Annotated in this window: 17 protein-coding genes; 10 read left to right on the top strand and 7 right to left on the bottom strand. The window is 68.5% G+C overall.

Annotated elements, in window-relative coordinates; translation table 11 throughout:
* Positions 1–65: 65 nt before the first annotated feature.
* Positions 66–656 (bottom strand): PH domain-containing protein, encoded by a 591-nt coding sequence (locus tag FKO37_RS47655; RefSeq protein ID WP_238607918.1) that lies wholly within the window; start codon positions 654–656, stop codon positions 66–68.
* 324 nt (positions 657–980) lie between these two features.
* Between FKO37_RS47655 and FKO37_RS41285 the strand changes: the two genes are divergently transcribed.
* From FKO37_RS41285 to FKO37_RS41270, 4 genes are all read left to right on the top strand, one after another.
* Entirely contained in the window at positions 981–2,867 is a 1,887-nt protein-coding gene (locus FKO37_RS41285; RefSeq protein WP_037811776.1) for an acetolactate synthase large subunit, read from the top strand.
* On the top strand, positions 2,864–3,370 hold the full coding sequence (gene ilvN, locus FKO37_RS41280; RefSeq protein WP_037811774.1) for an acetolactate synthase small subunit: 507 nt from the start codon (positions 2,864–2,866) through the stop codon (positions 3,368–3,370). Before FKO37_RS41285 ends, ilvN begins: the two co-directional genes overlap by 4 nt.
* 42 nt (positions 3,371–3,412) lie before the next feature.
* Positions 3,413–4,426, top strand: a complete 1,014-nt coding sequence (gene ilvC / locus FKO37_RS41275; RefSeq protein ID WP_238607917.1) for a ketol-acid reductoisomerase — start codon at positions 3,413–3,415, stop codon at positions 4,424–4,426.
* 101 nt (positions 4,427–4,527) lie between these two features.
* Positions 4,528–4,791 carry a DUF397 domain-containing protein gene (locus FKO37_RS41270; RefSeq protein ID WP_238607916.1) on the top strand — a complete coding sequence of 88 codons (264 nt, stop codon included), beginning with the start codon at positions 4,528–4,530 and terminating at the stop codon, positions 4,789–4,791.
* Between the two features lie 147 nt (positions 4,792–4,938).
* Here the strand turns inward: FKO37_RS41270 and FKO37_RS41265 are convergent, their stop codons facing one another.
* The gene (locus tag FKO37_RS41265) at positions 4,939–5,763 is read right to left on the bottom strand and encodes a M55 family metallopeptidase (protein ID WP_205670070.1); all 825 of its coding nucleotides are present in this window, start codon (positions 5,761–5,763) and stop codon (positions 4,939–4,941) included.
* A 238-nt stretch (positions 5,764–6,001) separates the two neighbouring features.
* Entirely contained in the window at positions 6,002–6,562 is a 561-nt protein-coding gene (locus FKO37_RS41260; protein ID WP_205670069.1) for a TetR/AcrR family transcriptional regulator, read from the bottom strand.
* Positions 6,563–6,666: 104 nt separating this feature from the next.
* Here FKO37_RS41260 and FKO37_RS41255 point away from each other — a divergent pair, with 104 nt between their 5' ends.
* From FKO37_RS41255 to FKO37_RS41245, 3 genes are all read left to right on the top strand, one after another.
* A complete protein-coding gene (locus FKO37_RS41255) occupies positions 6,667–7,206 on the top strand; it encodes a cupin domain-containing protein (RefSeq protein WP_238607915.1) in 540 nt (179 codons plus the stop codon).
* A gap of 97 nt (positions 7,207–7,303) precedes the next feature.
* The gene (locus tag FKO37_RS41250; protein WP_238607914.1) at positions 7,304–7,984 is read left to right on the top strand and encodes a HEAT repeat domain-containing protein; all 681 of its coding nucleotides are present in this window, start codon (positions 7,304–7,306) and stop codon (positions 7,982–7,984) included.
* A complete protein-coding gene (locus tag FKO37_RS41245; RefSeq protein WP_134665584.1) occupies positions 7,978–9,009 on the top strand; it encodes a HEAT repeat domain-containing protein in 1,032 nt (343 codons plus the stop codon). The genes FKO37_RS41250 and FKO37_RS41245 overlap by 7 nt, the downstream gene beginning before the upstream one ends.
* A gap of 340 nt (positions 9,010–9,349) precedes the next feature.
* Here the strand turns inward: FKO37_RS41245 and FKO37_RS41240 are convergent, their stop codons facing one another.
* From FKO37_RS41240 to FKO37_RS41225, 4 genes are all read right to left on the bottom strand, one after another.
* Positions 9,350–10,246, bottom strand: coding sequence for a nuclear transport factor 2 family protein (locus FKO37_RS41240; protein ID WP_238607913.1), 897 nt, complete (start codon positions 10,244–10,246; stop codon positions 9,350–9,352).
* A 90-nt stretch (positions 10,247–10,336) separates the two neighbouring features.
* Entirely contained in the window at positions 10,337–11,683 is a 1,347-nt protein-coding gene (locus FKO37_RS41235) for an ankyrin repeat domain-containing protein (protein ID WP_238608415.1), read from the bottom strand.
* Between the two features lie 157 nt (positions 11,684–11,840).
* On the bottom strand, positions 11,841–12,467 hold the full coding sequence (locus FKO37_RS41230; protein ID WP_238607912.1) for a DUF1345 domain-containing protein: 627 nt from the start codon (positions 12,465–12,467) through the stop codon (positions 11,841–11,843).
* Positions 12,468–12,819: 352 nt separating this feature from the next.
* Positions 12,820–13,653, bottom strand: a complete 834-nt coding sequence (locus tag FKO37_RS41225) for a TIGR03620 family F420-dependent LLM class oxidoreductase (RefSeq protein ID WP_238607911.1) — start codon at positions 13,651–13,653, stop codon at positions 12,820–12,822.
* A 206-nt stretch (positions 13,654–13,859) separates the two neighbouring features.
* Here FKO37_RS41225 and FKO37_RS41220 point away from each other — a divergent pair, with 206 nt between their 5' ends.
* The 3 genes from FKO37_RS41220 (at position 13,860) to FKO37_RS41210 (ending at position 19,722) form a co-directional block, all read left to right on the top strand.
* Positions 13,860–14,459: a TetR/AcrR family transcriptional regulator gene (locus FKO37_RS41220; protein ID WP_134665575.1), complete on the top strand. Its 600-nt coding sequence runs from the start codon at positions 13,860–13,862 to the stop codon at positions 14,457–14,459.
* 80 nt (positions 14,460–14,539) lie between these two features.
* Positions 14,540–16,138 (top strand): phosphoglycerate dehydrogenase, encoded by a 1,599-nt coding sequence (gene serA / locus FKO37_RS41215; RefSeq protein ID WP_134665574.1) that lies wholly within the window; start codon positions 14,540–14,542, stop codon positions 16,136–16,138.
* A 251-nt stretch (positions 16,139–16,389) separates the two neighbouring features.
* Positions 16,390–19,722: a S8 family serine peptidase gene (locus tag FKO37_RS41210; RefSeq protein WP_037811758.1), complete on the top strand. Its 3,333-nt coding sequence runs from the start codon at positions 16,390–16,392 to the stop codon at positions 19,720–19,722.
* Positions 19,723–19,837: the final 115 nt, after the last annotated feature.

The following is a 19,837-nucleotide window of genomic DNA, read 5'->3' as shown; positions in this document are numbered from 1 at the left end:
TCCCAGGTCAGAAGGCTGAACCAGGCGGAGGGGAACTACGGCTCCGCAAACTGGTCCTACCAATTCTACTCGGCGGGTTTGCCGCTGCCGCCGCCGGTCCGTTCCGCGTCGGCGGAAGGCTCCGGTTCAGCGGGCTCGGGGGAGGACTCTGGAGAGGGCTCCGGCGCGGGTTCCTCAGCAGGTTCCTGGGCAGCATCCGGCGCGGTCTCGGCCGCCGGTTTGCGACCGGTGAGCTCCTCGTCGCTCAGCACGCCGGACGGGTCCTGGATCTTGCCCTCGCTCACCAGCGCCAGTACCGGAAGGTGCCGCGTCCGCACCGTGGGAAGACTGACCTGCGTGTCGTCGCCGAGGACCGCGCGCACGCGGGCCTTGTTCGTGATCGCCAGGCCCTTGAGCGACGACCACGGCAGGTCGCGCTTGCCGAAGACGGTCCGGATGTGCAGCCCTTCGCGGGTCGCGACGGTGCGCGTGCGCGCGACGAACACGAGCAGCGCGAGCGGGAAGACGTACAGCCACTGGAATCCGCCGATCTCGCCCAGTGCGATCGGTGTCACACAGACGGTCAGCAGACCGATCGCGAGATACGCCGTGGTCGGGATCCGGAACACGGCCTTCCGGCCCTCGTCCGCACGCTGGTCCTGCTGTTTCTTGGCCACGCAGGAATGGTGCACCGACGCCGGGAGTGACCTGCGTCCGGGTCGCGCGGGAGCAGTACTGGCCGTCCACGATGCGGAACCGCCGTCCCGTAGAGTTGACACTCGCCCGGGCGCGCGACTAACGTCGGGGCCGTGATTACGCAGACCGGTCTCGTACTTCCCCAGCGCGCCGACGCTTAGGAAGAGTCCTCTGCGTCGACGCGCGACCCTCGTGCGACCTTACGGTCGGCGAGGGTTTTTTGTTGCGTGAAACCGGTTCCCCGACCGGAAGTACGGCCCAGACAACCCGAACGAGTGACACCGAGAACCCACGAGGCAGAACCGATGACCAGTGCCACGTCGCGCAGCGACGCGAAGCCCGGGCCGACCGCGCCCGGTGTCCCAGGAGCACGTCCGAAGCCCGCCCCGCCGGCGGGTACGCCGGTGCGCGTCACCGGCGCGCAGTCGCTTGTCCGCTCGCTCGAGGCGGTCGGCGCGGAGGTCGTGTTCGGCATTCCGGGTGGCACCATCCTTCCCGCCTACGACCCGTTGCTCGACTCGACGAAGGTGCGGCACGTCCTCGTCCGCCACGAGCAGGGCGCCGGGCACGCCGCCACCGGGTACGCCCAGGCGACCGGCAAGGTCGGCGTCTGCATGGCCACCTCGGGTCCGGGAGCCACGAACCTCGTCACCCCGCTGGCCGACGCCAACATGGACTCGGTCCCGGTCGTCGCCATCACCGGGCAGCAGTCGCGCGCCCTGATCGGCACCGACGCGTTCCAGGAAGCCGACATCTGCGGCATCACCATGCCGATCACCAAGCACAACTTCCTCGTCACCGACCCGGCGGAGATCCCGCGGGCGATCGCCGAGGCGTTCCACCTGGCCGCGACCGGACGCCCGGGCCCGGTGCTGGTGGACATCCCCAAGGACGTGCTGCAGGAGATGACCTCGTTCTCCTGGCCGCCCGAACTGCGGCTGCCCGGCTACCGCCCGACGCTGCGTCCGCACGGCAAGCAGGTCCGCGAGGCCGCGAAGCTGATCGCACAGGCCAAGCGGCCGGTGCTGTACGTCGGCGGCGGCGTGATCAAGGCCGAGGCGTCCGAGCAGCTGCGCGAACTCGCCGAGCTGACCGGCATCCCGGTCGCCACCACGCTGATGGCGCGCGGCGCGTTCCCGGACTCGCACCGCCAGCACGTCGGCATGCCCGGCATGCACGGGTCCGTCGCCGCGGTCGCTTCGATGCAGCGCGCTGACCTGCTGGTCGCGCTCGGCGCCCGGTTCGACGACCGGGTCACCGGCCAGCTGTCGTCGTTCGCGCCGGACGCGAAGATCGTCCACGCGGACATCGACCCGGCCGAGATCTCCAAGAACCGCAAGGCGGACGTGCCGATCGTCGGCGACTGCAAGGAGATCATCGGCGAGCTGATCGAAGCGGTGAAGACCGAGTTCGACCGCGCCCGTCCCGACCTGAGCGACTGGTGGACGCAGGTCGACTCGTGGCGCGAGGACTACCCGGCGGGCTACGAATGGCCCGACGACGGTTCGCTGTCGCCGCAGTACGTCATCGAGCGGATCGGCGAGCTGGTCGGCCCGGACGCGGTGTACGCCGCGGGCGTCGGGCAGCACCAGATGTGGGCCGCGCAGTTCGTGAAGTACGAGAAGCCGCGCACCTGGATCAACTCCGGCGGCCTCGGCACCATGGGCTTCGCCGTCCCGGCCGCGATGGGCGCGCAGTTCGGCCTCCCGGACACGCAGGTGTGGGCGATCGACGGCGACGGCTGCTTCCAAATGACCAACCAGGAACTCGCCACGTGCGCCATCGAGGGCGCGCCGATCAAGGTCGCCGTGATCAACAACGGCAACCTCGGCATGGTCCGCCAGTGGCAGAACCTGTTCTACTCCGAGCGGTACTCCAACACCGACCTCGGCACGCACAAGCACCGCATCCCGGACTTCACGCTGCTGGCCGAGGCGCTCGGCTGTGCGGGCCTGCGCTGCGAGGCCAAGGAAGACGTCGACGCGACGATCCGGCGCGCGATGGAAATCAACGACCGCCCCGTCGTGATCGATTTCGTCGTGGGGAAGGATGCCCAGGTGTGGCCGATGGTCGCCGCGGGCACCGGGAACGACGAGATCATGGCCGTCCGCGGCATCCGGCCGCTGTTCGACGACGACGAGGTTTCGCAGGAAGCCGCCGAGGCCGCGGCCGCGGAGGGAGAACAAGCATGACTGTCCACACGCTGAGCGTGCTGGTCGAGAACAAGCCCGGTGTGCTCGCCCGGGTCTCGGGACTGTTCTCCCGCCGCGGCTTCAACATCGAGTCCCTTGCTGTCGGGCCCACGGAGAACCCCGAGGTGTCCCGGATGACGATCGTGGTCGCCGTTGAGGAGCTACCGCTCGAACAGGTGACCAAGCAGCTCAACAAGCTGGTGAACGTGATCAAGATCGTCGAGCTGGAAACTGGCAGCGCGGTGCAGCGCGAACTGCTGCTCGTGAAGGTCAGGGCCGACGCCACCGTGCGCAGCCAGGTCCTCGAGACCGTCCAGCTCTTCCGCGCCAAGGTGGTGGACGTCTCGCCGGAGGCGCTCACCGTCGAGGCGACCGGGACGTCGGACAAGATCGGCGCGCTGCTGCGGATGCTGGAGCCGTACGGCATTCGCGAACTCGTCCAGTCCGGCATGGTCGCGGTGGGCCGCGGGGCCCGCTCGATCACCGCCGCTTCTCCCCGCTGAACCTCAGATTTCGTGTAAGTACGGAAGGAAGTAGTACCCCCCATGGCAGTGGAAATCTTCTACGACGACGACGCCGACCTGTCGATCATCCAGGATCGCAAGGTCGCCGTGATCGGCTACGGCAGCCAGGGCCACGCGCACTCGCTCAGCCTGCGCGACTCGGGCGTCGACGTCCGGATCGGCCTTCAGGAGGGGTCCAAGTCCCGGGCGAAGGCCGAGGAGCAGGGCCTGCGCGTGCTGTCGGTCGCCGAGGCGGCCGCCGAGGCCGACGTGATCATGATCCTCGCGCCGGACACGAAGCAGCGCTTCATCTACGAAGAGCACATCGCGCCGAACCTCAAGGACGGCGACGCGCTCTTCTTCGGCCACGGCTTCAACATCCGGTACGAGCTGATCAAGCCGCCGGCGAACGTCGACGTCGCGATGGTCGCCCCGAAGGGCCCGGGCCACCTGGTCCGCCGCCAGTTCGTGGACGGCAAGGGCGTGCCCTGCCTGATCGCGGTCGAGCAGGACGCTTCGGGCAACGCCCAGGCGCTCGCGCTCTCCTACGCCGCGGCGATCGGCGGCGCGCGGGCCGGCGTCATCAAGACGACCTTCACCGAGGAGACCGAGACCGACCTCTTCGGCGAGCAGGCCGTGCTGTGCGGCGGCGCGTCCGCGCTGGTGCAGACCGGTTTCGAGGTGCTCACCGAGGCGGGCTACGCCCCGGAGATCGCGTACTTCGAGGTGCTGCACGAGCTGAAGCTGATCGTCGACCTCATGTACGAGGGCGGCATCGCGCGCCAGCGCTACTCCATCTCCGACACCGCCGAGTACGGCGACCTCACCCGCGGCCCGCGCGTCATCTCGCCGGCCGTCAAGGAGGAGATGAAGAAGATCCTGGGCGAGATCCAGGACGGCACCTTCGCCCGCGAGTGGGTCGCCGAGGACGAGGCCGGCCGGCCGAACTTCACGAAGCTCGAGGAGCAGGGCAACCAGCACCCGATCGAGAAGACCGGCAAGAAGCTCCGCGACCTCATGTCGTGGGTGGACCGGCCGATCACCGAGACCGCCTGACGGTTTTTCTTGGCAGGAGGCCCCTGCCGTCCGTTCGCCGGACGGCAGGGGCCTCTTTTCGTTCCAAGGCGTTGCCGCTGAATGGCGGATACGCTGTGCCGATGAGCCGCCCGACCGACGACAAGGCGCACATCCGGCACGAACTCGACCTCACCGGCGTCACCTGGATCCGCGCCGAACCGGCGGGCGCGACCCTGGAGCATTGTGCGGAGTACGCGTTCGTCCCGCACTCGGACGGGGTGACCTACGTGGCCATCCGGCAGCCGACCGACCCGGACGGTGCGGTGCTCGTGTTCACGCCTTCGGAATGGGACGCGTTCACGCGCGGGGTCCGGGACGGCGAGTTCGAGCTGCCGGAGTCGTAGGGTTTTTCGCGGCCCTTTCTGACTGGGAAACCGGCCTGGCTGCTTGTGGGCGGCTGTTGCCGTTTAGTGGCGAATCTGTGGTCAGCGGCGTGATTGCCCAGGTCAGAGGTTTGAGCGCGGCTGCGCAGTCGGGGCTGGTAGTCCGGATCAGACGGCTCCGAGCGTCGCGATGAGTTCGATGACCTGGTAGGCCGTCGGGAAGTCCGGTGCCCGGTAGCGGAGGGTGCGGCCGTCGGCGAGTTCCATGCCCGGCACCAGCAGCGCGTGTTCGGTCATCCGGGGCCGGTGCACCTGGACTTCAAGGTCGACCGGGCCGTCGAAACGCAGCGGGCGGACGTCCTCCCGGCCGGCCAGCGCTTCGGGTACCGCGTGCTCGATTTGGTCGCCCGCCTCGTCGGGATGCAGCATCGCGGCCGCGCCCGCACCCAGCGCGCGTTTGACCACCACGGAGTGAATGCCCGGGGCGACTTCGGCCGCCTCAGCCGCCACGGTGTCATCGCCGCTGGCCAGCACCGGCGGCGCGCCGTAGCGCGCCGCGAGCGCGGTGTTCAGACCGATTTCGCCCAACGAACGGCCATTGCAACGGACGTCCGCGATGGTCCCGCCGGAGATGGTGTGCGCCATGACCGAGCGGGGCGTGCCGGCCTTGCCGTGGTAGCCGATGAACAGGACCGCGTCCGTATTCTCGGCCAATCCCGCCATCATCCCGCCAGGCTTGGGCGTGCCGCGGAGCAATTCGGCACGTCGGTCCAGCAGTTCGGGCAGAAGGTTCCGGAAGCTCGCGTGCGCCTCGGTGACCTGGACGTGCGCGGCTGCGTCATACGCGAATACGCCGCGGACGGCTGCGTTGGCCTCCGCGGTGAGCAGCTTGCGGTTGCGCTCGTATTCGCTGTGCCCGGGAATGACCTCTTCGCCGTGGACCACTCCGGCGATTCCCTCCATGTCGACCGAGACGAGCACCCGCATCTCCATCACGCCCTTCTTGGCGACACATGGCCAGGAATGCCACCTTATCGAGCGATTCTGTCTGCGGGTTGCGATCGGCCGCCTCGCGTCTGCGGGATTTCTCGGGTCTCCGGACGTTCGGTCGATCGCGGGTTTCGCCGATTCGCGGCTACTCGGATCTCGCCGGACCAGATTCGTGTCCCGTCGGATTCGCCACTGGGAGGCCAATGCTGCAGCGGCCGGTGCGGTGCGCGCGGGCTGGCCCTCAGGACGGCAGGAAGATCGCCGCCGCTGCGTCGGCAAGTGCGTCGGGACTTGGCGAGTCCGCTTCGGTCTGGGCCAGGTGCAGCAGCCCGAGAATGGCCGCGTAAGCGACTCTCGCCCGGTGTGCCGCCTGATCCGGCGGGAAGTCGAGTTCGAGATACGTGCTGGTCAGAAGGTTGAGCCGGGCTTGGTTGACGCGGCCGACCGCGTCCTTGACCCGCGGGTCGTTGCGATCGCCGAGCAGGCTCAGGTGTACCGACGGGGCCAACGGCTGGACGGCGCGCACGACGGCGGTGAGCAGTTCGCGCAGCCGTTGCCGCGGATCGGCGATTGCGGCGTACTCGGCGAGCCCCGCTTCGCCGTGGTTTCGCCCCCAATCGGCGAGAGCCGCGGTGATCAGCTCGTCCCGGTTGCGGAAGTGCGCGTAGAAACTGCCCTTGGTCACGCCGAGCGTCCGCGCGAGCGGTTCGACTCCGACCGCGGCCAGTCCGCCGTCCGCGATCGCCTTCAGCGCGGCCCGCGTCCAGTCCTGGGCGGACAGCCGGGGCGAATCGTTCACCATGCGCGGAGGATACGCCACCGTATTGACGGCCCTGTCCACGCTGGATACGGTGGCGTATCCATACGTAACCGTATTCATACGCTGCCGTACTGAGGGGCGAAGAGATGGCACACGCGAAGGTTCGCCGAGTGGTCACCGGGCACGACTCCGACGGCAAGGCCCGGGTGGTCGCCGACGGCACCGTCGAGCCGATCACCACCGGCTTGATGCCGGGCTGCGCGATCTACCGGCTGTGGGGCCGGGACGAGCGACCGGTATTTCCCGACAACGGCTCGCCAGGTCAGGCCGAGACGTATTACCCGCCGCGGGACGGTTCGCGGTTCATGATCAACACGATCGCGCCCGGCGAACTGACCCCGGCGCCAGATCTCGACGTGACGGCAGCCTGGGAAGAACTGGAGCGACAGGCGCCGGGCGCGGCCGCCGCAATGGAGCCGGACGCACCGGGCATGCACACCACCGACACTCTCGATTACGTCCTGGTCGTCTCGGGCGAGGTCACGTTGGAGCTGGACGACGGGGAGCAGGCGGTCTTGCGGACAGGCGACGTCGTCGTCCAGAACGGCACGCGGCACGCTTGGCGAAACCACGGCACCGAACCGTGCACGATCGTCGGCGTCGCTGTCGGTGCGGATCGGGCGTAGGCCGGATTCGCCACTGAGCGGCGACAGTTCCTTTTGCCGGCCGCGTTTGACATTGACATCGTGACAAGGTCTTCACTGGTCGGCGGAGGTGATCCCGATGAACTCGACCCAGATGAATTCCCAGCTCACGCGGCTGATCGAGGCGTTGGGCGCGGGGGACTCGTCGACGCGGCTGCAGGCCGCCCTGACGATCGGAACGCGCCCGGACGGCCCTGGTCTCGTCCAGGCGCTCGTCGCACGGTGCGCGATCGAGCCGGACTTTTACGTACGCGACATGCTCACTTGGGCGTTGACCCGGTTCCCGGCCGGGGACACGGTGCCGCGACTTCTCGCGGAGCTGCGGTCGCCAGTAGCGCAGGCCCGGAGCCAGTCGCTGCACACGTTGTCCAAAATCGGCGACCGGAACGTGTGGCCAGCGATCACCCGGTCGTTGCTCCGCGACGTCGACGACGAGGTCGCGAGAAGCGCGTGGCGGGCGGCTGTCGTCCTGGTGCCGGGCGGGGACAAGCCCGGGCTGGCGGCTGAACTGGCGACACAGCTCGGTCGCGGTGACCGAACCCTGCAGCTCAGCCTCAGCCGGGCGCTGGTCGCGCTCGGCCCCACGATCGAGCCGGTGCTGGAGGCCGCAGTGACGAGTACCGACCCGGATGTTCGGGCGCACGCTGTTGCCACAGAGCGGCTGCTTCGCGACCCGGACGCCGGTTTCGACCAAGCCGTGGACGAGGCGAAACGGATTGTCGCACTCGGTCCGGAACGGGCTCGGGAAACCGCGTGCTGATCGGCGAGGTCGCCCGCCGTTCGGGGGTGAGCACCCGGATGCTTCGGCACTACGACGCCCTCGGGCTGGTGCGGCCGACCGGCCGCACCGTGGGCGGCTATCGCGAATACTCGGCCGACGACATCCGCCGGATCTTCCACGTGGAGAGCCTCCGGTCGCTCGGGATGTCGCTGCGGCAGATCGGCCGGGCGCTGGAAGATCCCGCTTTCGTGCCGTCGGAGCTGGTCGGCGACCTCATCCGGCGGACCGAAGACCGGCTCAAGCGGGAACAGGAGCTGCTCGACCGGCTCCGCGCGGTCGATGCCTCGGCACCCTCCGGATGGGAGGGTGCCTTGCGCATCGTCGAACTGCTGCGCGGGCTCAGTTCACCGGGTGCCGCGCGTCGGCAGCAGACCGTCCTGGCTCCGGCCGACGATGTTCCGGTCCCCGCAGAAGTGCTGGCCAGGGCGATCCTCACCGAATCCGACCCGAACGTCGCCGGCGCACTCCGATGGGCCCTCGCCCGGACCGACGGCGACGCGGTTGCGAATGTGGCGTCCGGTCTCCGCTCGGAGGACGCCGACGTCCGCCGACGCGCGATCCTGGCACTCATCGAGTTGCCCGGCGACGAGGCGACCGCGGTGTTGATGGACGCGCTCGCCGGTTCCGATCCTGCGGTCCGTCGGCATGCGGCGCTCGCTCTGGGCGCGCGCGGTGTGGAGGAGGCTGTGCCGACGCTCGTCGAAATGGTCGTTGAGGGGCGAAACGACGTCGAGGCGGCTGAGGTTTTGGGCGCGCTGGCGGACGGGGGCGCGGACGGAATTGTCCGCGCGTTGGTCGATGCGTCGGCGGCACATCCTGCGGATTCAGCGGTGCGGATCCGGTTGACGCAGGCGCTCGCGGAGATGCCGGGGACGCTCGCGCACGGGGCGTTGCAGCAACTGGCGGGGGATGGGGACCGGGCGGTGGCGTTGGTGGCTTCGGCTTTGGTGAAGGTTGTTGAAGAGCGTGAGGATGTTGGTGGTGAGGGCTCGGGAAGTACCTAGGCGGGTGCCGGTGGTTGGCGGAGATTCAGTCGGTTGAAGCTGGTCAGGGGGCATTTGCCATTTAATGGCGAAAGTTGATCTGGGGTGACTGGCCGTTCAGCGGCGACCGGCTGTTGCCGCTGAACGGCGAATGGTCGCGGTGGCAGTTGCTGTCACCGGGTGGCGAGGTCCGCGGCCGTGGGTGTTCCCCGCTGAATGGCAACGATGGGTTTCGACGGTTGATTGACTGCGTCGGGATGCTGGTTCGCCGTTGAGTGGCGAATCTTGTGGCGAGCCGCCGTGGTGGCTGTGGATAGCGTGGGGGTTGCCGTTCAGCAGCGAGAGGCTGGAGGTGTTGCCGTTATTCGGCGACGCGGGCGACGAGTTCCGGCAGGCGTCCGGTGGCTGCGGCCAGGGCGAGGTGGTCACCGTAGTCGCGGGATTCGACGATCTGGCCGTCTCGGATGCGCATGGCGAAGATGTTGTTCACCTGGAACGGAGTCCCGGAGCTGGTTTCGCCTACGTAGGTCGATTCGCCGATGACGACTTCGGGATCGGTGCTCAGGTGGAGCACCAGGTCGGTCACCTCGATGCGGAAGGCTGCTGCGGCACCGGCGGCGAAGTGGGCTCGCAGGTCGTCTCGGGTGCGGAGGATGGGGGCACCGGGCAGGAACGGGTGGCGGACATCGGTTTTTGCCGCATAGAGGTCGGGGAGTTCGGACCAGCGTCCGTCGGCGACGCCGAAGACGACTCGTTGGAATACGCCTTCGCGGCTGTTCGGGGAGAAGAGTTCAGTCGGGCGCGGAGCGATGGGGCGTGTTTCGTAAGCGGGTGCTTTGGCGTATGCCGCGTCTAGGCCGGCGGTCGCGTTTTGGATCGCGGCCAGGCGCAGGTAGTCGTGATAGTCGCGGGTGTGGGTAAGGAGTCCGTCGCGGGCGCGGAGGACTTGGATGTTGGCGGTCTCGGTGGTCCGGCCGGTTTTCCGCGCTTCGGCGGTGTACTGGTATTCGGCCACGATGACTGCGGGGTCAGCGGTGTCGTGAATGGTCACGTCGTGGCGTTTGAGGCGAAGGGTCTGGCCCAGGCCGCTGACGAAACGGTCGTGCACTGCGGCTCGGCCTTCCAAGCGTCCGGGCCTGGGGACTGCGGTGGGGTGTTCCACGATGGTGTCTTCGGAGTAGAGGCGTGCGAGGTCGGCGAAGCGGCCGTCGGTGATTCCGGTGGAGAGCTGGTCGAACAGGTCGCGTGCGGTCGGCATGAGGGTCTCCGCGGGGTCGGTTAACCGGAGTATGTAGTCCGTTACGATACGGACTACATACTCCGGTTGTCTACGGCCGGGAGTTGCCGATTAGTGGCGACTGAGGCGGTGCAACAGTTCTTGAGCGGCGGGGCTGTCGCAGGCTTCTGCCCAGCCTTCGGGGGTGCTGTCCCAGAGAGCGTCGCGGGCGTTGAGGTCGGCACCCGCGTTTACGAGGAGTTCGATGACGTCCAGTCGGTTGCTTTGGGCGGCCAGGTGCAGCGCCGTGACGCCGACGCCGTGGCGTGGGCCGCCGAAGGTGCCGACGTGGTTGACGTTCGCGCCCAGTGACAGCAGGGTTTCTGTTGCCGCTGAGTGGCCACGCGTCGCTGCCCAGGTGAGGGCGGTGCCGCGGTAGACGTCGGCGTCCAGGTTCGCGCCGCGTGCGGCCAGGGTGCGGAGTGCGGTTGTTTGGTTGTTGCGGGCGGCCCAGGCTAGGGATTCGTCGAGGACTTCCGTGGGGTCGTTTGTGGGCTGCCAGAAGGGAAAACCGCTGTGTGGACGGTAGAACTCACGGTGCGCGCCGGCTGCCGGAGAAAGAGTCCCCTTTGGACTGACGAGTTCATCCAGTAGTGCGTCGTCGCCGAGACCGGCTGCGACGCGCAGGTTGTGAGGGGACCGTTCGTGCGTTGCCAGTTTTTCGGCAACAGCGCGATTTCCCCAAAATAGAGCCACAATGAGCGGGGTTCCGCCGTCGCCGCGGCCGGAGACGGCCAAGGGTGCGCCGGCGTTGATCAACAGGTCGGCGATCAGTGGTAAATTGCTGTAGGCGGCTTGGTGCAAGGCAGTCCAACCGTGTGCGTTGGCTCGTGCGGGATCGGCGCCGTGGGCGAGCAGGATGCGGACGAGGCGTTCGTCATGGGTCGCGGAGGCCATGCCGAGCAGATCGTTCCCGTTGGTGCCGCGTGCGTGGGCAAGGTGCGGGGCTTCGGTGAGCAGTGTGGTCAGGCCGTCCAAGTCTCGGGCTTCTACTAGTTGATACGCCCGGGCGAACGGTTCGCCGTTTTTCGGCAAATTCTCGACGTGGGTCTTCAGCGCCCGCCATGTCGGGAAGCCGTGCTCGCGGGCGATGACGGTTCGCGCGCCGGTGCGGGTCAGCGGTTGTTCGTGCCGGTCGAAGGCGGCGCGGGCGTCGGGAGTGCCGTCTTCGGCTGAGGCGAGGAGGCCGACGGCGCGGCCTCGGTAGTACTCGACGTCCTGGTGGTAGGCGTGCTGGACGTCCGGTCCGTGCTCGGCGATTCGGCGGACGTACGCCTGAAGCTGTGTCCAGCTGGGGAATCCGTAGCGGCGGGCGAGCCGGAACTGCGCTTCCGACAGTGCGACCGCATCCGCGCGGGCGAGTTCCTTCGCCTGCTTGCGGAGCTGACCGAGGTCGGGGTTAGCGGGCAAGGCCGTCATCAGGGAGTCCTTCCTTCCCTTGTGCGCCCCGTGGTCCGCCGGCACCGGGCAGGGAAGAAGGAGAAGCTCGGCAACTCGTAGTACGGGGGTGGGCTCAGCCCTTTCCGCGGACAGGACGCGGCCCCTGCCGCGCGAGGACAACTGTAACTCAAAAGGGTCAACGTCCGCCGGTGATGACGCTGACCGCGATGCCGAGCGTGGCCGTGTTGTACATGAATGACAGGACGCTGTGCGCGAGGACGAGGGAACGGATCGACGTCGTCCGCGTTTCGACGTCCGAGACGGCGAAGCTCGTCCCGATGGTGAACGCGAAATAGGTGAAATCGGCCAGCGTGGGACGTTCCGTTTCAGGGAAGCGGAAGTGCTGCGTCGGGAGGCTGTCGTAGTACTTCTGGGCGTAGCGTTCCGCGTAACCGAAGTGCAGGATCGCCCAGGCCAGCAGGACTGCGGGGACACCGACGATTCTCGCCACGACCGGGTCGATGCCCGCTGTTTCCGGCAAGACGATCGACAGTCCGGCGGTGACGCCGACCAGGCTGGTCAACAGGGTGAACAGCAGTCCCAGCCGGCGGCCGAGAACGCCTTTCAACCACCGGGCGTCGGTGTGGTCTTTTTTCCGGCTACGGGACACGCGCGCGATCCGGATGCCGAGATAGATCAGCGCGAGCAGATCCCAGGAGAGAAGGGCGAGGACGTTGTCGTCCTGGATGAAGGTGACGATCCCCAGCGCCAGCAGGACCAGTTCGACTGTTCGGGACGCGGCGATGGCGAGTTTCGTGAACACCGGCGGCTCCCGGGGCGAACGCGGGCGAGGCGTCTCGCGAAGATAACAGCGGGTGGTGGCCGCTGAACGGCGAAACGGTCCCGCCGGGGTCGCCCGTTCAGGGGAAGTGTTCGTCGGGATCACTGCGGCGGGCGCGGAGGCGGGAGAATGTCCGTGATGAACGAAAAAGTGGCCGTATGCAGGGGATGAACGGATTCGCCGTTTAGTGGCGAATCCGTGGTGAGCAGGGGATTCGGCGTCCCGGGGCGGCTTCGGCGAGTACGGCGAACCCCGGTAGTTCGGGCTCGGCGGAGATCTCGTGGGTAAGCCGAGTGGGGCTGTCGCGGGAAGCGCCGAAAGCCCCGCCGGGGAATCAGGGAACCAGGTCGGCGAGGCGACGCCAGCCGTCCACTGGGATCTCCGGTCCGTCGCCGAGAACCTGGACGCAGACGTGGTCCGCGCTGGCGTCGAGGTGTGCGCGGATTCGGTCGGCGACTTCCTGCTCGCTGCGGTAGGCGACGATCGCGTCGACCAGGCGATCGCTGCCGCCGTCGGCTAGATCTTCCTCGGTGTAGCCGAGGCGGCGCAGATTCGCTCTTTGGTGTGGGGCGAGCCGCACGTAGCCGGCGACGTGTTCGCGGGCGATTCGCCGCGCCCGCAACGGGTCTGGGGCGAGGACGACGGCTTGTTCGGCGGCGAGGTACGCGTCGGGTCCCATCGTTTCCCAGGCTAATGCGGTGTGCTCTGGAGGGACGAAGTACGTGTGCGCGCCGTCGGCCTGAGTCGCCGCGAGTTTCAGCATTTTCGGGCCGAGGGCGGCTAGGAGCCGACGTGGCCGAACTCTGGAAGCAAAGTCCAGGTCGGCTGCATCCATGGCGTCGAGGTAGTCCTGCATCGCGCTGCCTCCGCCGCCGGGCCGATGTCCGCCCAAACCCAGTGTGAACCGTCCTGGATACGCCTCGGCCAGCGTGCGTCCAGCAGCTTCGGCGGACGCTGCTGACCGTTCGGAAAATCGTGCGATTCCCGTCGCCACAGTCAACGTCGTGGTCGCCTCGAGCAGTAGCGCGGCCTGCGTAAGCGCCTCCCGGCCGCGGTATTCGCCGAACCACAGGGCAGTGAAACCCAGCGACTCGACCTCGCGGGCGGCCGTGCGTAATTCGCCGACTTCCTTGCCGTCAAAGGCAAACGTCCAGATCCCGACGGTCATCGGGTCCCGCCTTCCGCGGCGGCGGGAAGTTTCGCGAACAGATCCACAACAGACTCCAAGAAGCTCCTGGCCGCGGAGGCGCGGCGTGATCCCGGCGCAGCCAAGGTCGATACGTCCACTGAGGACGCACCGCAGAACCAGAGGCTGCCTCCGGTTACTATATGGAGGATGCCTCCGATTTGTCACGGGATAAACTCGGACCCGAGATGACCGACGTCAAGCCGATGCGCGCGGACGCCCGCCGCAACTACGACCGCCTGCTGGCCGAAGCGAGGCGCGCCTTCGCCGAACGCGGCGTCGACGCCTCGCTCGAAGACGTCGCCCGCAGCGCCGGCGTCGGGATCGGCACCCTCTATCGCCACTTCCCGACCAGGGAAGACCTGATCGAGACGCTGCTGCGGGACCGGTTCGACACCCAGGCGGAAAAGGCGCGTGAGCTGCTGCTCGCCGACGATCCGCTCGACGGGCTGTACACCTGGCTGATCGGCTTCGGCGAAACCTCCGCCGTTTACCGCGGGCTTACCGAAATGCTGGCTGACGCGTTCGACGATCCGGAGTCGCGGCTGCACGCCTCCTGCGAAGCGATGCGCGAAGCCGCGTCTCACCTAGTGGACAGGGCGCAAGCGGCCGGCGTTTTCCGCGCCGACGTGACGGTCCGGGAGCTGCTTTTGTTGCTGCACGGCGCTTCCTGGGCCGGATCCCACCTTCCGGGAGAAGGCGGTACAGAGCGCCTGATGGGGCTTGTCTTCACCGGATTACGAACAAGTGAACAGCGGGGGCAGCGGGCTGTCAGTGCCCCGCGTTAAACTCCCGCCAGTCCGGGCACAACGACGTGCGCCGCGAGAGAGCGTCCTCGATTTCGTGACCAGATAGTGGGAGCCGCATCGTGACCAAGCCCAGCAAACCCGTAGTCCTCATCGCGGAGAAGCTCGCGCCCTCCGTGCTGAGTGTGTTCGGTGACGAGGTAGAGGTCCGGCACGTGGACGGCACCGACCGTCCCGCTCTGCTCGAGGCGGTGAAGAGCGCCGACGCGCTTTTGGTCCGATCCGCCACCAAGGTCGACGCCGAGGTGCTCGGGGCGACCACTCAGCTGAAGGTCGTCGCCCGCGCGGGCGTCGGCCTGGACAATGTCGAGGTCCCGGCTGCCACCGAGCGCGGCGTGCTCGTGGTGAACGCGCCGACGTCGAACATCGTCTCCGCCGCCGAGCACGCGGTCGCGCTGCTGCTCGCGGTCGCCCGCCGTGTTCCCGCCGCCGACCAGAGCCTCCGCGGCGGCGAATGGAAGCGCAGCTCGTTCTCCGGCGTCGAGATCAACGGCAAGACGGTCGGCGTCGTCGGGCTCGGCAAGATCGGCCAGCTGTTCGCCCAGCGGCTCGCCGCGTTCGGCGCGAAGCTGATCGCATACGACCCCTACGTCTCGGCCGCACGCGCCGGCCAGCTGGGCATCGAGCTGGTCACCCTCGACGAGCTGCTGGAACGCGCGGACGCGATCTCCATCCACCTGCCGAAGACGCCGGAGACCAAGGGCCTCATCGACGCCGAGGCGCTCAAGAAGACCAAGCCCGGCGTGATCATCGTCAACGCCGCCCGCGGCGGGCTGATCGTCGAGGAGGCGCTGGCCGACGCGGTGCGCAGCGGCCACGTGGGCGGCGCGGGCATCGACGTGTTCGTCACCGAGCCGACCACCGAGAGCCCGCTGTTCAACCTGCCGAACGTCGTCGTCACGCCGCACCTCGGCGCGTCCACGGCCGAGGCGCAGGACCGCGCGGGCACGGACGTGGCGCGTTCGGTGCTGCTGGCGCTGCGCGGCGACTTCGTGCCGGACGCGGTGAACGTGTCCGGCGGCGGCGCGGTCGGCGAGCACGTGCGGCCGTACCTGTCGCTCACCCAGAAGCTCGGCCAGGTGCTGACCGCGCTGAACCCGAAGGCTCCGACGTCGCTGACCGTCGAGGTCAAGGGCGAGATCTCCAGCGAAGACACCGCGGTGCTGAAGCTGGCGGCGCTGCGCGGACTGTTCGCGGGCGTGGTCGAGGACCAGGTCACCTTCGTCAACGCGCCGCGGCTGGCCGAGGAGCTCGGCGTGCAGGCGGAGCTGGTTTCCGAGTCGGAGAGCCCGAAGTTCCGCAGCCTGGTCACGCTCCGCGCGGTGCACGGCGACGGCGGGACGCTCACCGTGTCCGGTTCGGTCACCGGCAAGGACGAGGTCGAGAAGATCGTCGAGGTCAAGGGCAGGCACTTCGACCTCCGCGCCGAGGGCGACGTGCTCGTGATCGAGTACCCGGACCGCCCGGGCGTCATGGGCCGCGTCGGCACGCTGCTCGGCGAGGCCGGCATCAACATCGAGGCCGCGCAGATCAGCCAGAGCACGGACGGTTCCGACTCGATCATGCTGCTGCGCGTCGACCGGCACGTGGACGCTAACGTCCTCGAGCCGATCGGAGCCACCGTCGGCGCGCACACCATCCGCGCCGTCGACTTCAGCTAGTCCCGATTTCGCCGAACGGCCCCTTTCCCGGACTCCCGGGGAAGGGGCCGTTCTGTCGTTCGCCCACACCGGCAACATTCGGGTAACGGAGCTTTTTCCGCACGAAAGTAGGGGTTTCGGACAGTTAGGTTCTTGCCGCGAGGCTGAACCACGCGCCGTGAGAGCACGGTGCGGCGCCGGTGCTCACCGTCGGGGGTGCGAATGGGGAGCGCGGGCAGGTTCGTGATCCGGGCCTCGAGAAGGGGTTACTCATGAGCAGAACCCGGTTGCCCGGGTGGGCTGCCCGCTCGGTGGTCGTGGGTTCCGCGGTGGTGCTGGCGGCGGCTGTCGCCGTGCCCGCGGCGTCCGCGCAGGGCGCGCCGCTTGCCGAGCCGGTCGCTCCGGTGAAGGTCGACGCGAGCAAGGTCCAGGGCAAGCTTTCGCCCCGGCTGAGCGCGGCCCAGGGGCAGATCACCGCGTTCGTCGAGCTGGCCAAAAAGCCCGCGGTGGACGCGTTCAAGGAGGAGCAGGGCAAGGGCAAGGAGAAGGCCAAGCAGGCAGCGAAGGCGGCCAAGGCCGACGTCGCCGCGGCGGTCAGCTCCGTCGTCGGGCAGCTGCGGTCCGCGGACGCGGGCACGAAGCTGGTCACCCAGACGGCCAACGCGGTGCCCGGCGCCGTCGTCACCGCGGACGCGGCCAAGATCCGCCAGCTCGCGGAACGGCCGGACGTCGTCTCGGTGCGCACGGTCGTGCCGAAGAACCGCACCAACGCCAGCGCCGAACAGCTCACCAACACGCTTGCCAGCTGGCAGAAAACCGGCAAGTTCGGCGACAACATCCGCGTCGGCGTGATCGACGACGGCATCGACTACACCCACGCCGACTTCGGCGGGCCGGGCACGCCCGAGGCGTACAAGGCGGTCGACCGCGCCAAGCCGTCGCCGCTGTTCCCGAGCGCCAAGGTGGTCGGCGGCACCGACCTCGTCGGCGACGACTACGACTCGGCGGGCAAGACCGGTTCGCCGACGCCGGTGCCGGACCCCAACCCGATCGCGTGCGGCGAGCACGGCACGCACGTCGCGGGCACGATCGGCGGCTTCGGCGTGAACGCCGACGGCAGCACGTTCACCGGCGACTACAAGAAGCTGAACAAGAAGACGCTCGACGCCATGCGGATCGGGCCGGGCACCGCGCCGAAGGCTTTGCTGTACGCGATCAAGGTGTTCGGCTGCAAGGGTTCCACGAACGTCACGTCGCAGGCGCTGGACTGGGCGCTCGACCCGGACGGCGACGGCGACTTCACCGATCACCTCGACGTCGTGAACCTGTCGCTGGGCAGCGACTTCGGCGCTCCGGACGACCCGGACTCGCTGTTCGTGCGCAAACTCGCGCAGAACAACGTACTGCCGGTGATCTCGGCGGGCAACGGCGGCGACATCAACGACATCGCCGGTTCGCCGGGCAACACCCCGGAAGCGCTCACCGTGGCCAGCAGCCGCGACGCGGGCGAGCTGCGGGACGCGATCGAGGTCAAGGCCCCGACCGCCGGTCAGCAGCCTGGCCAGTACAGCCAGGAGTACACCGGCTACGACACCCTCGACCTCACCGCTCCGGTGGTGCCGATCTCGGCGAGCAACAACGCCGGTTGCGCCGCCTATGCGGCTGAGGACAAGGCAAAGGTCGCGGGCAAGATCGCGTGGCTGGAGTGGGACGACAACGACGCCACCCGTCCGTGCGGTTCCGCGGCGCGGGCTAACAACGCGCAGGCCGCGGGTGCCAAGGGCGTGCTGCTTTCGTCCACTGTGGAGCATTTCGGCGCGGGCATCGCTGGCAACGCGGCCGTTCCGATGTTCCAGCTCACCGGCAAGGCCACCCAGGCCGTGCGGGCGGGCCTGAGCGCGGGCACGCTGACCGTGCGGCTGTACGGAGCCGGCCGGACCACGCTGCAGACCTATGACCAGTCCATCGTGGACACTCCCAGCTCGTTCACCTCGCGCGGCGGACGCGGTCCGTCGGTGAAGCCGGACGTCGCCGCGCCTGGCGACACGATCACGTCGGCGTTCCGCGGCAGCGGCAACGAGCGGCTGGTCATCTCGGGCACGTCGATGGCCGCGCCGCACACGTCGGGCATCACGGCGCTGGTCCGCCAGGCGCACCCGGACTGGAGCGTCGAAGAGGTCAAGGCCGACGTCGTGGGCACCGCGGTGCACGACATCACCGACGGGGCCGGGCATACCTACGGCCCGCAGCGGGTCGGGGCCGGCCGGATCGACGCGAAAGCCGCGCTGGACAACCAGGTTCTCGCGTATGTGCAGGACGACCCGGGCGCGGTGAGCGTCACGTTCGGCACCGTCGAGGCGGCTGGGCCGGTCACCTTGAGCAAGACGATCAAGGTGGTCAACAAGGGCGTCAAGGCGGCCGAGTACTCGGTGGGCTACGAGGCGGTCAACAGCCTGCCCGGCGTTGAGTACACAGTGGACAAGAGCTCGGTGAAGCTGAACCCGCGCGGGGTCGCGACGGTGAAGGTGACGCTGAAGATCACTGACCCGAAGGCGCTGCGCAAGGTTCTCGACCCGACCATGGCGGCTTCGCAGGCCGGGCTCGCCCGGCAGTTCGTGGCGGACGCCTCGGGCCGGGTCGCGTTCACCCCGAAGAACGGCGCGACCGTTCCGCTGCGGGTGGCCGTGTACTCGTCGCCGAAGCCGGTTTCGGCGATCACCACCCCGGCCGGCGTGCGCTTCGGAGCGAACGCCGACCAGGCCGTGCTGAACCTCGGTGGCAAGGGCATCGACCAGGGCAGCGGCTCCCAGCGGTACCGCTCGCTGATCAGCGTCCTCGAGTTGCAGGCCGAATCGCCGCAGCTGCCGGAATGCGACTCGCACGTCACGTCCGACTGCACCCTCAACCGCACCGCGAAGGGCGGCGACCTGCGCTACGTCGGCGCGGCGTCGACGGCCCCGCTCGCCAAGGCGCAGGGGGAGCCGGAGAACGCGACGCTGGCGTTCGGCATCACCACCTGGAGCGATTTCGCGAACCTCGGCAGCAATACGGTGCCGTTCGTGGACATCGACACCACCGGCGACGGCAAGCCGGACTTCGAAACCTTCGTGACGAAGGCGACGGGGTCGGACGTGCTGCTCGTCAACACGGTGTCGCTGACCAAGCCGGGCAACCCGTCGGTGGACCTGCAGGCGATCAACGGGCAGCTCGGCGACGTCGACACCAACGTGTTCGACTCGAACGTGATGGTGCTGCCGGTCAGCATCGCCGCGCTCGGCATCGACCCGAAGGAGGCGTCGCACCGGATCAGCTACACGGTCGGCACCGCCGGGTACTACGTCGCTCCGGGTACCTCGAACGGGTTGATCGACCAGGTCAGCACTCCGCTGTCGTTCGATGTGCTCGCACCGGCGTACTCCGCGCAGGGCGGCGGCGACGCGGCGCTGGGCTACGTCGCCAAGCCGGGCACGGCTCTGGTGGTCAACCGCAACAAGGCCGCTGTCGCCGGGGACAAGGCGAAGGGCCTGCTGGCGATCGAGCACCACAACGCGGCCGGGCAGCGCGCCTCGGTCGTGCGGATCGAATCGCAGTTCCCGCGCGGCTGACCTGGTTCACCCTTTGAGGGGAACTTGAAGGGTGCCGCGCAGGCGGCCGCATAGCGGGACGCGGGGGCTTGCCCAGGCTGTCCGGCCTGGGCAAGCCCCCGTTTCCGTTCGCCCG

It is taken from the genome of Amycolatopsis sp. Poz14, assembly GCF_006704225.1.
GTDB lineage: Bacteria > Actinomycetota > Actinomycetes > Mycobacteriales > Pseudonocardiaceae > Amycolatopsis > Amycolatopsis nivea.
This window is presented reverse-complemented; position numbering and strand designations above follow the sequence as displayed.

Coding starts and splice junctions, on each gene's coding strand:
- FKO37_RS41285 (WP_037811776.1), top strand. CDS start 981: ATGACCAGTGCCACGTCGCGCAGCGACGCGAAGCCCGGGCCGACCGCG.
- ilvN (WP_037811774.1), top strand. CDS start 2,864: ATGACTGTCCACACGCTGAGCGTGCTGGTCGAGAACAAGCCCGGTGTG.
- ilvC (WP_238607917.1), top strand. CDS start 3,413: ATGGCAGTGGAAATCTTCTACGACGACGACGCCGACCTGTCGATCATC.
- FKO37_RS41270 (WP_238607916.1), top strand. CDS start 4,528: ATGAGCCGCCCGACCGACGACAAGGCGCACATCCGGCACGAACTCGAC.
- FKO37_RS41265 (WP_205670070.1), bottom strand. CDS start 5,763: ATGGAGATGCGGGTGCTCGTCTCGGTCGACATGGAGGGAATCGCCGGA.
- FKO37_RS41260 (WP_205670069.1), bottom strand. CDS start 6,562: ATGGTGAACGATTCGCCCCGGCTGTCCGCCCAGGACTGGACGCGGGCC.
- FKO37_RS41255 (WP_238607915.1), top strand. CDS start 6,667: ATGGCACACGCGAAGGTTCGCCGAGTGGTCACCGGGCACGACTCCGAC.
- FKO37_RS41250 (WP_238607914.1), top strand. CDS start 7,304: ATGAACTCGACCCAGATGAATTCCCAGCTCACGCGGCTGATCGAGGCG.
- FKO37_RS41240 (WP_238607913.1), bottom strand. CDS start 10,246: ATGCCGACCGCACGCGACCTGTTCGACCAGCTCTCCACCGGAATCACC.
- FKO37_RS41235 (WP_238608415.1), bottom strand. CDS start 11,683: ATGACGGCCTTGCCCGCTAACCCCGACCTCGGTCAGCTCCGCAAGCAG.
- FKO37_RS41225 (WP_238607911.1), bottom strand. CDS start 13,653: ATGACCGTCGGGATCTGGACGTTTGCCTTTGACGGCAAGGAAGTCGGC.
- FKO37_RS41220 (WP_134665575.1), top strand. CDS start 13,860: ATGACCGACGTCAAGCCGATGCGCGCGGACGCCCGCCGCAACTACGAC.
- FKO37_RS41210 (WP_037811758.1), top strand. CDS start 16,390: ATGAGCAGAACCCGGTTGCCCGGGTGGGCTGCCCGCTCGGTGGTCGTG.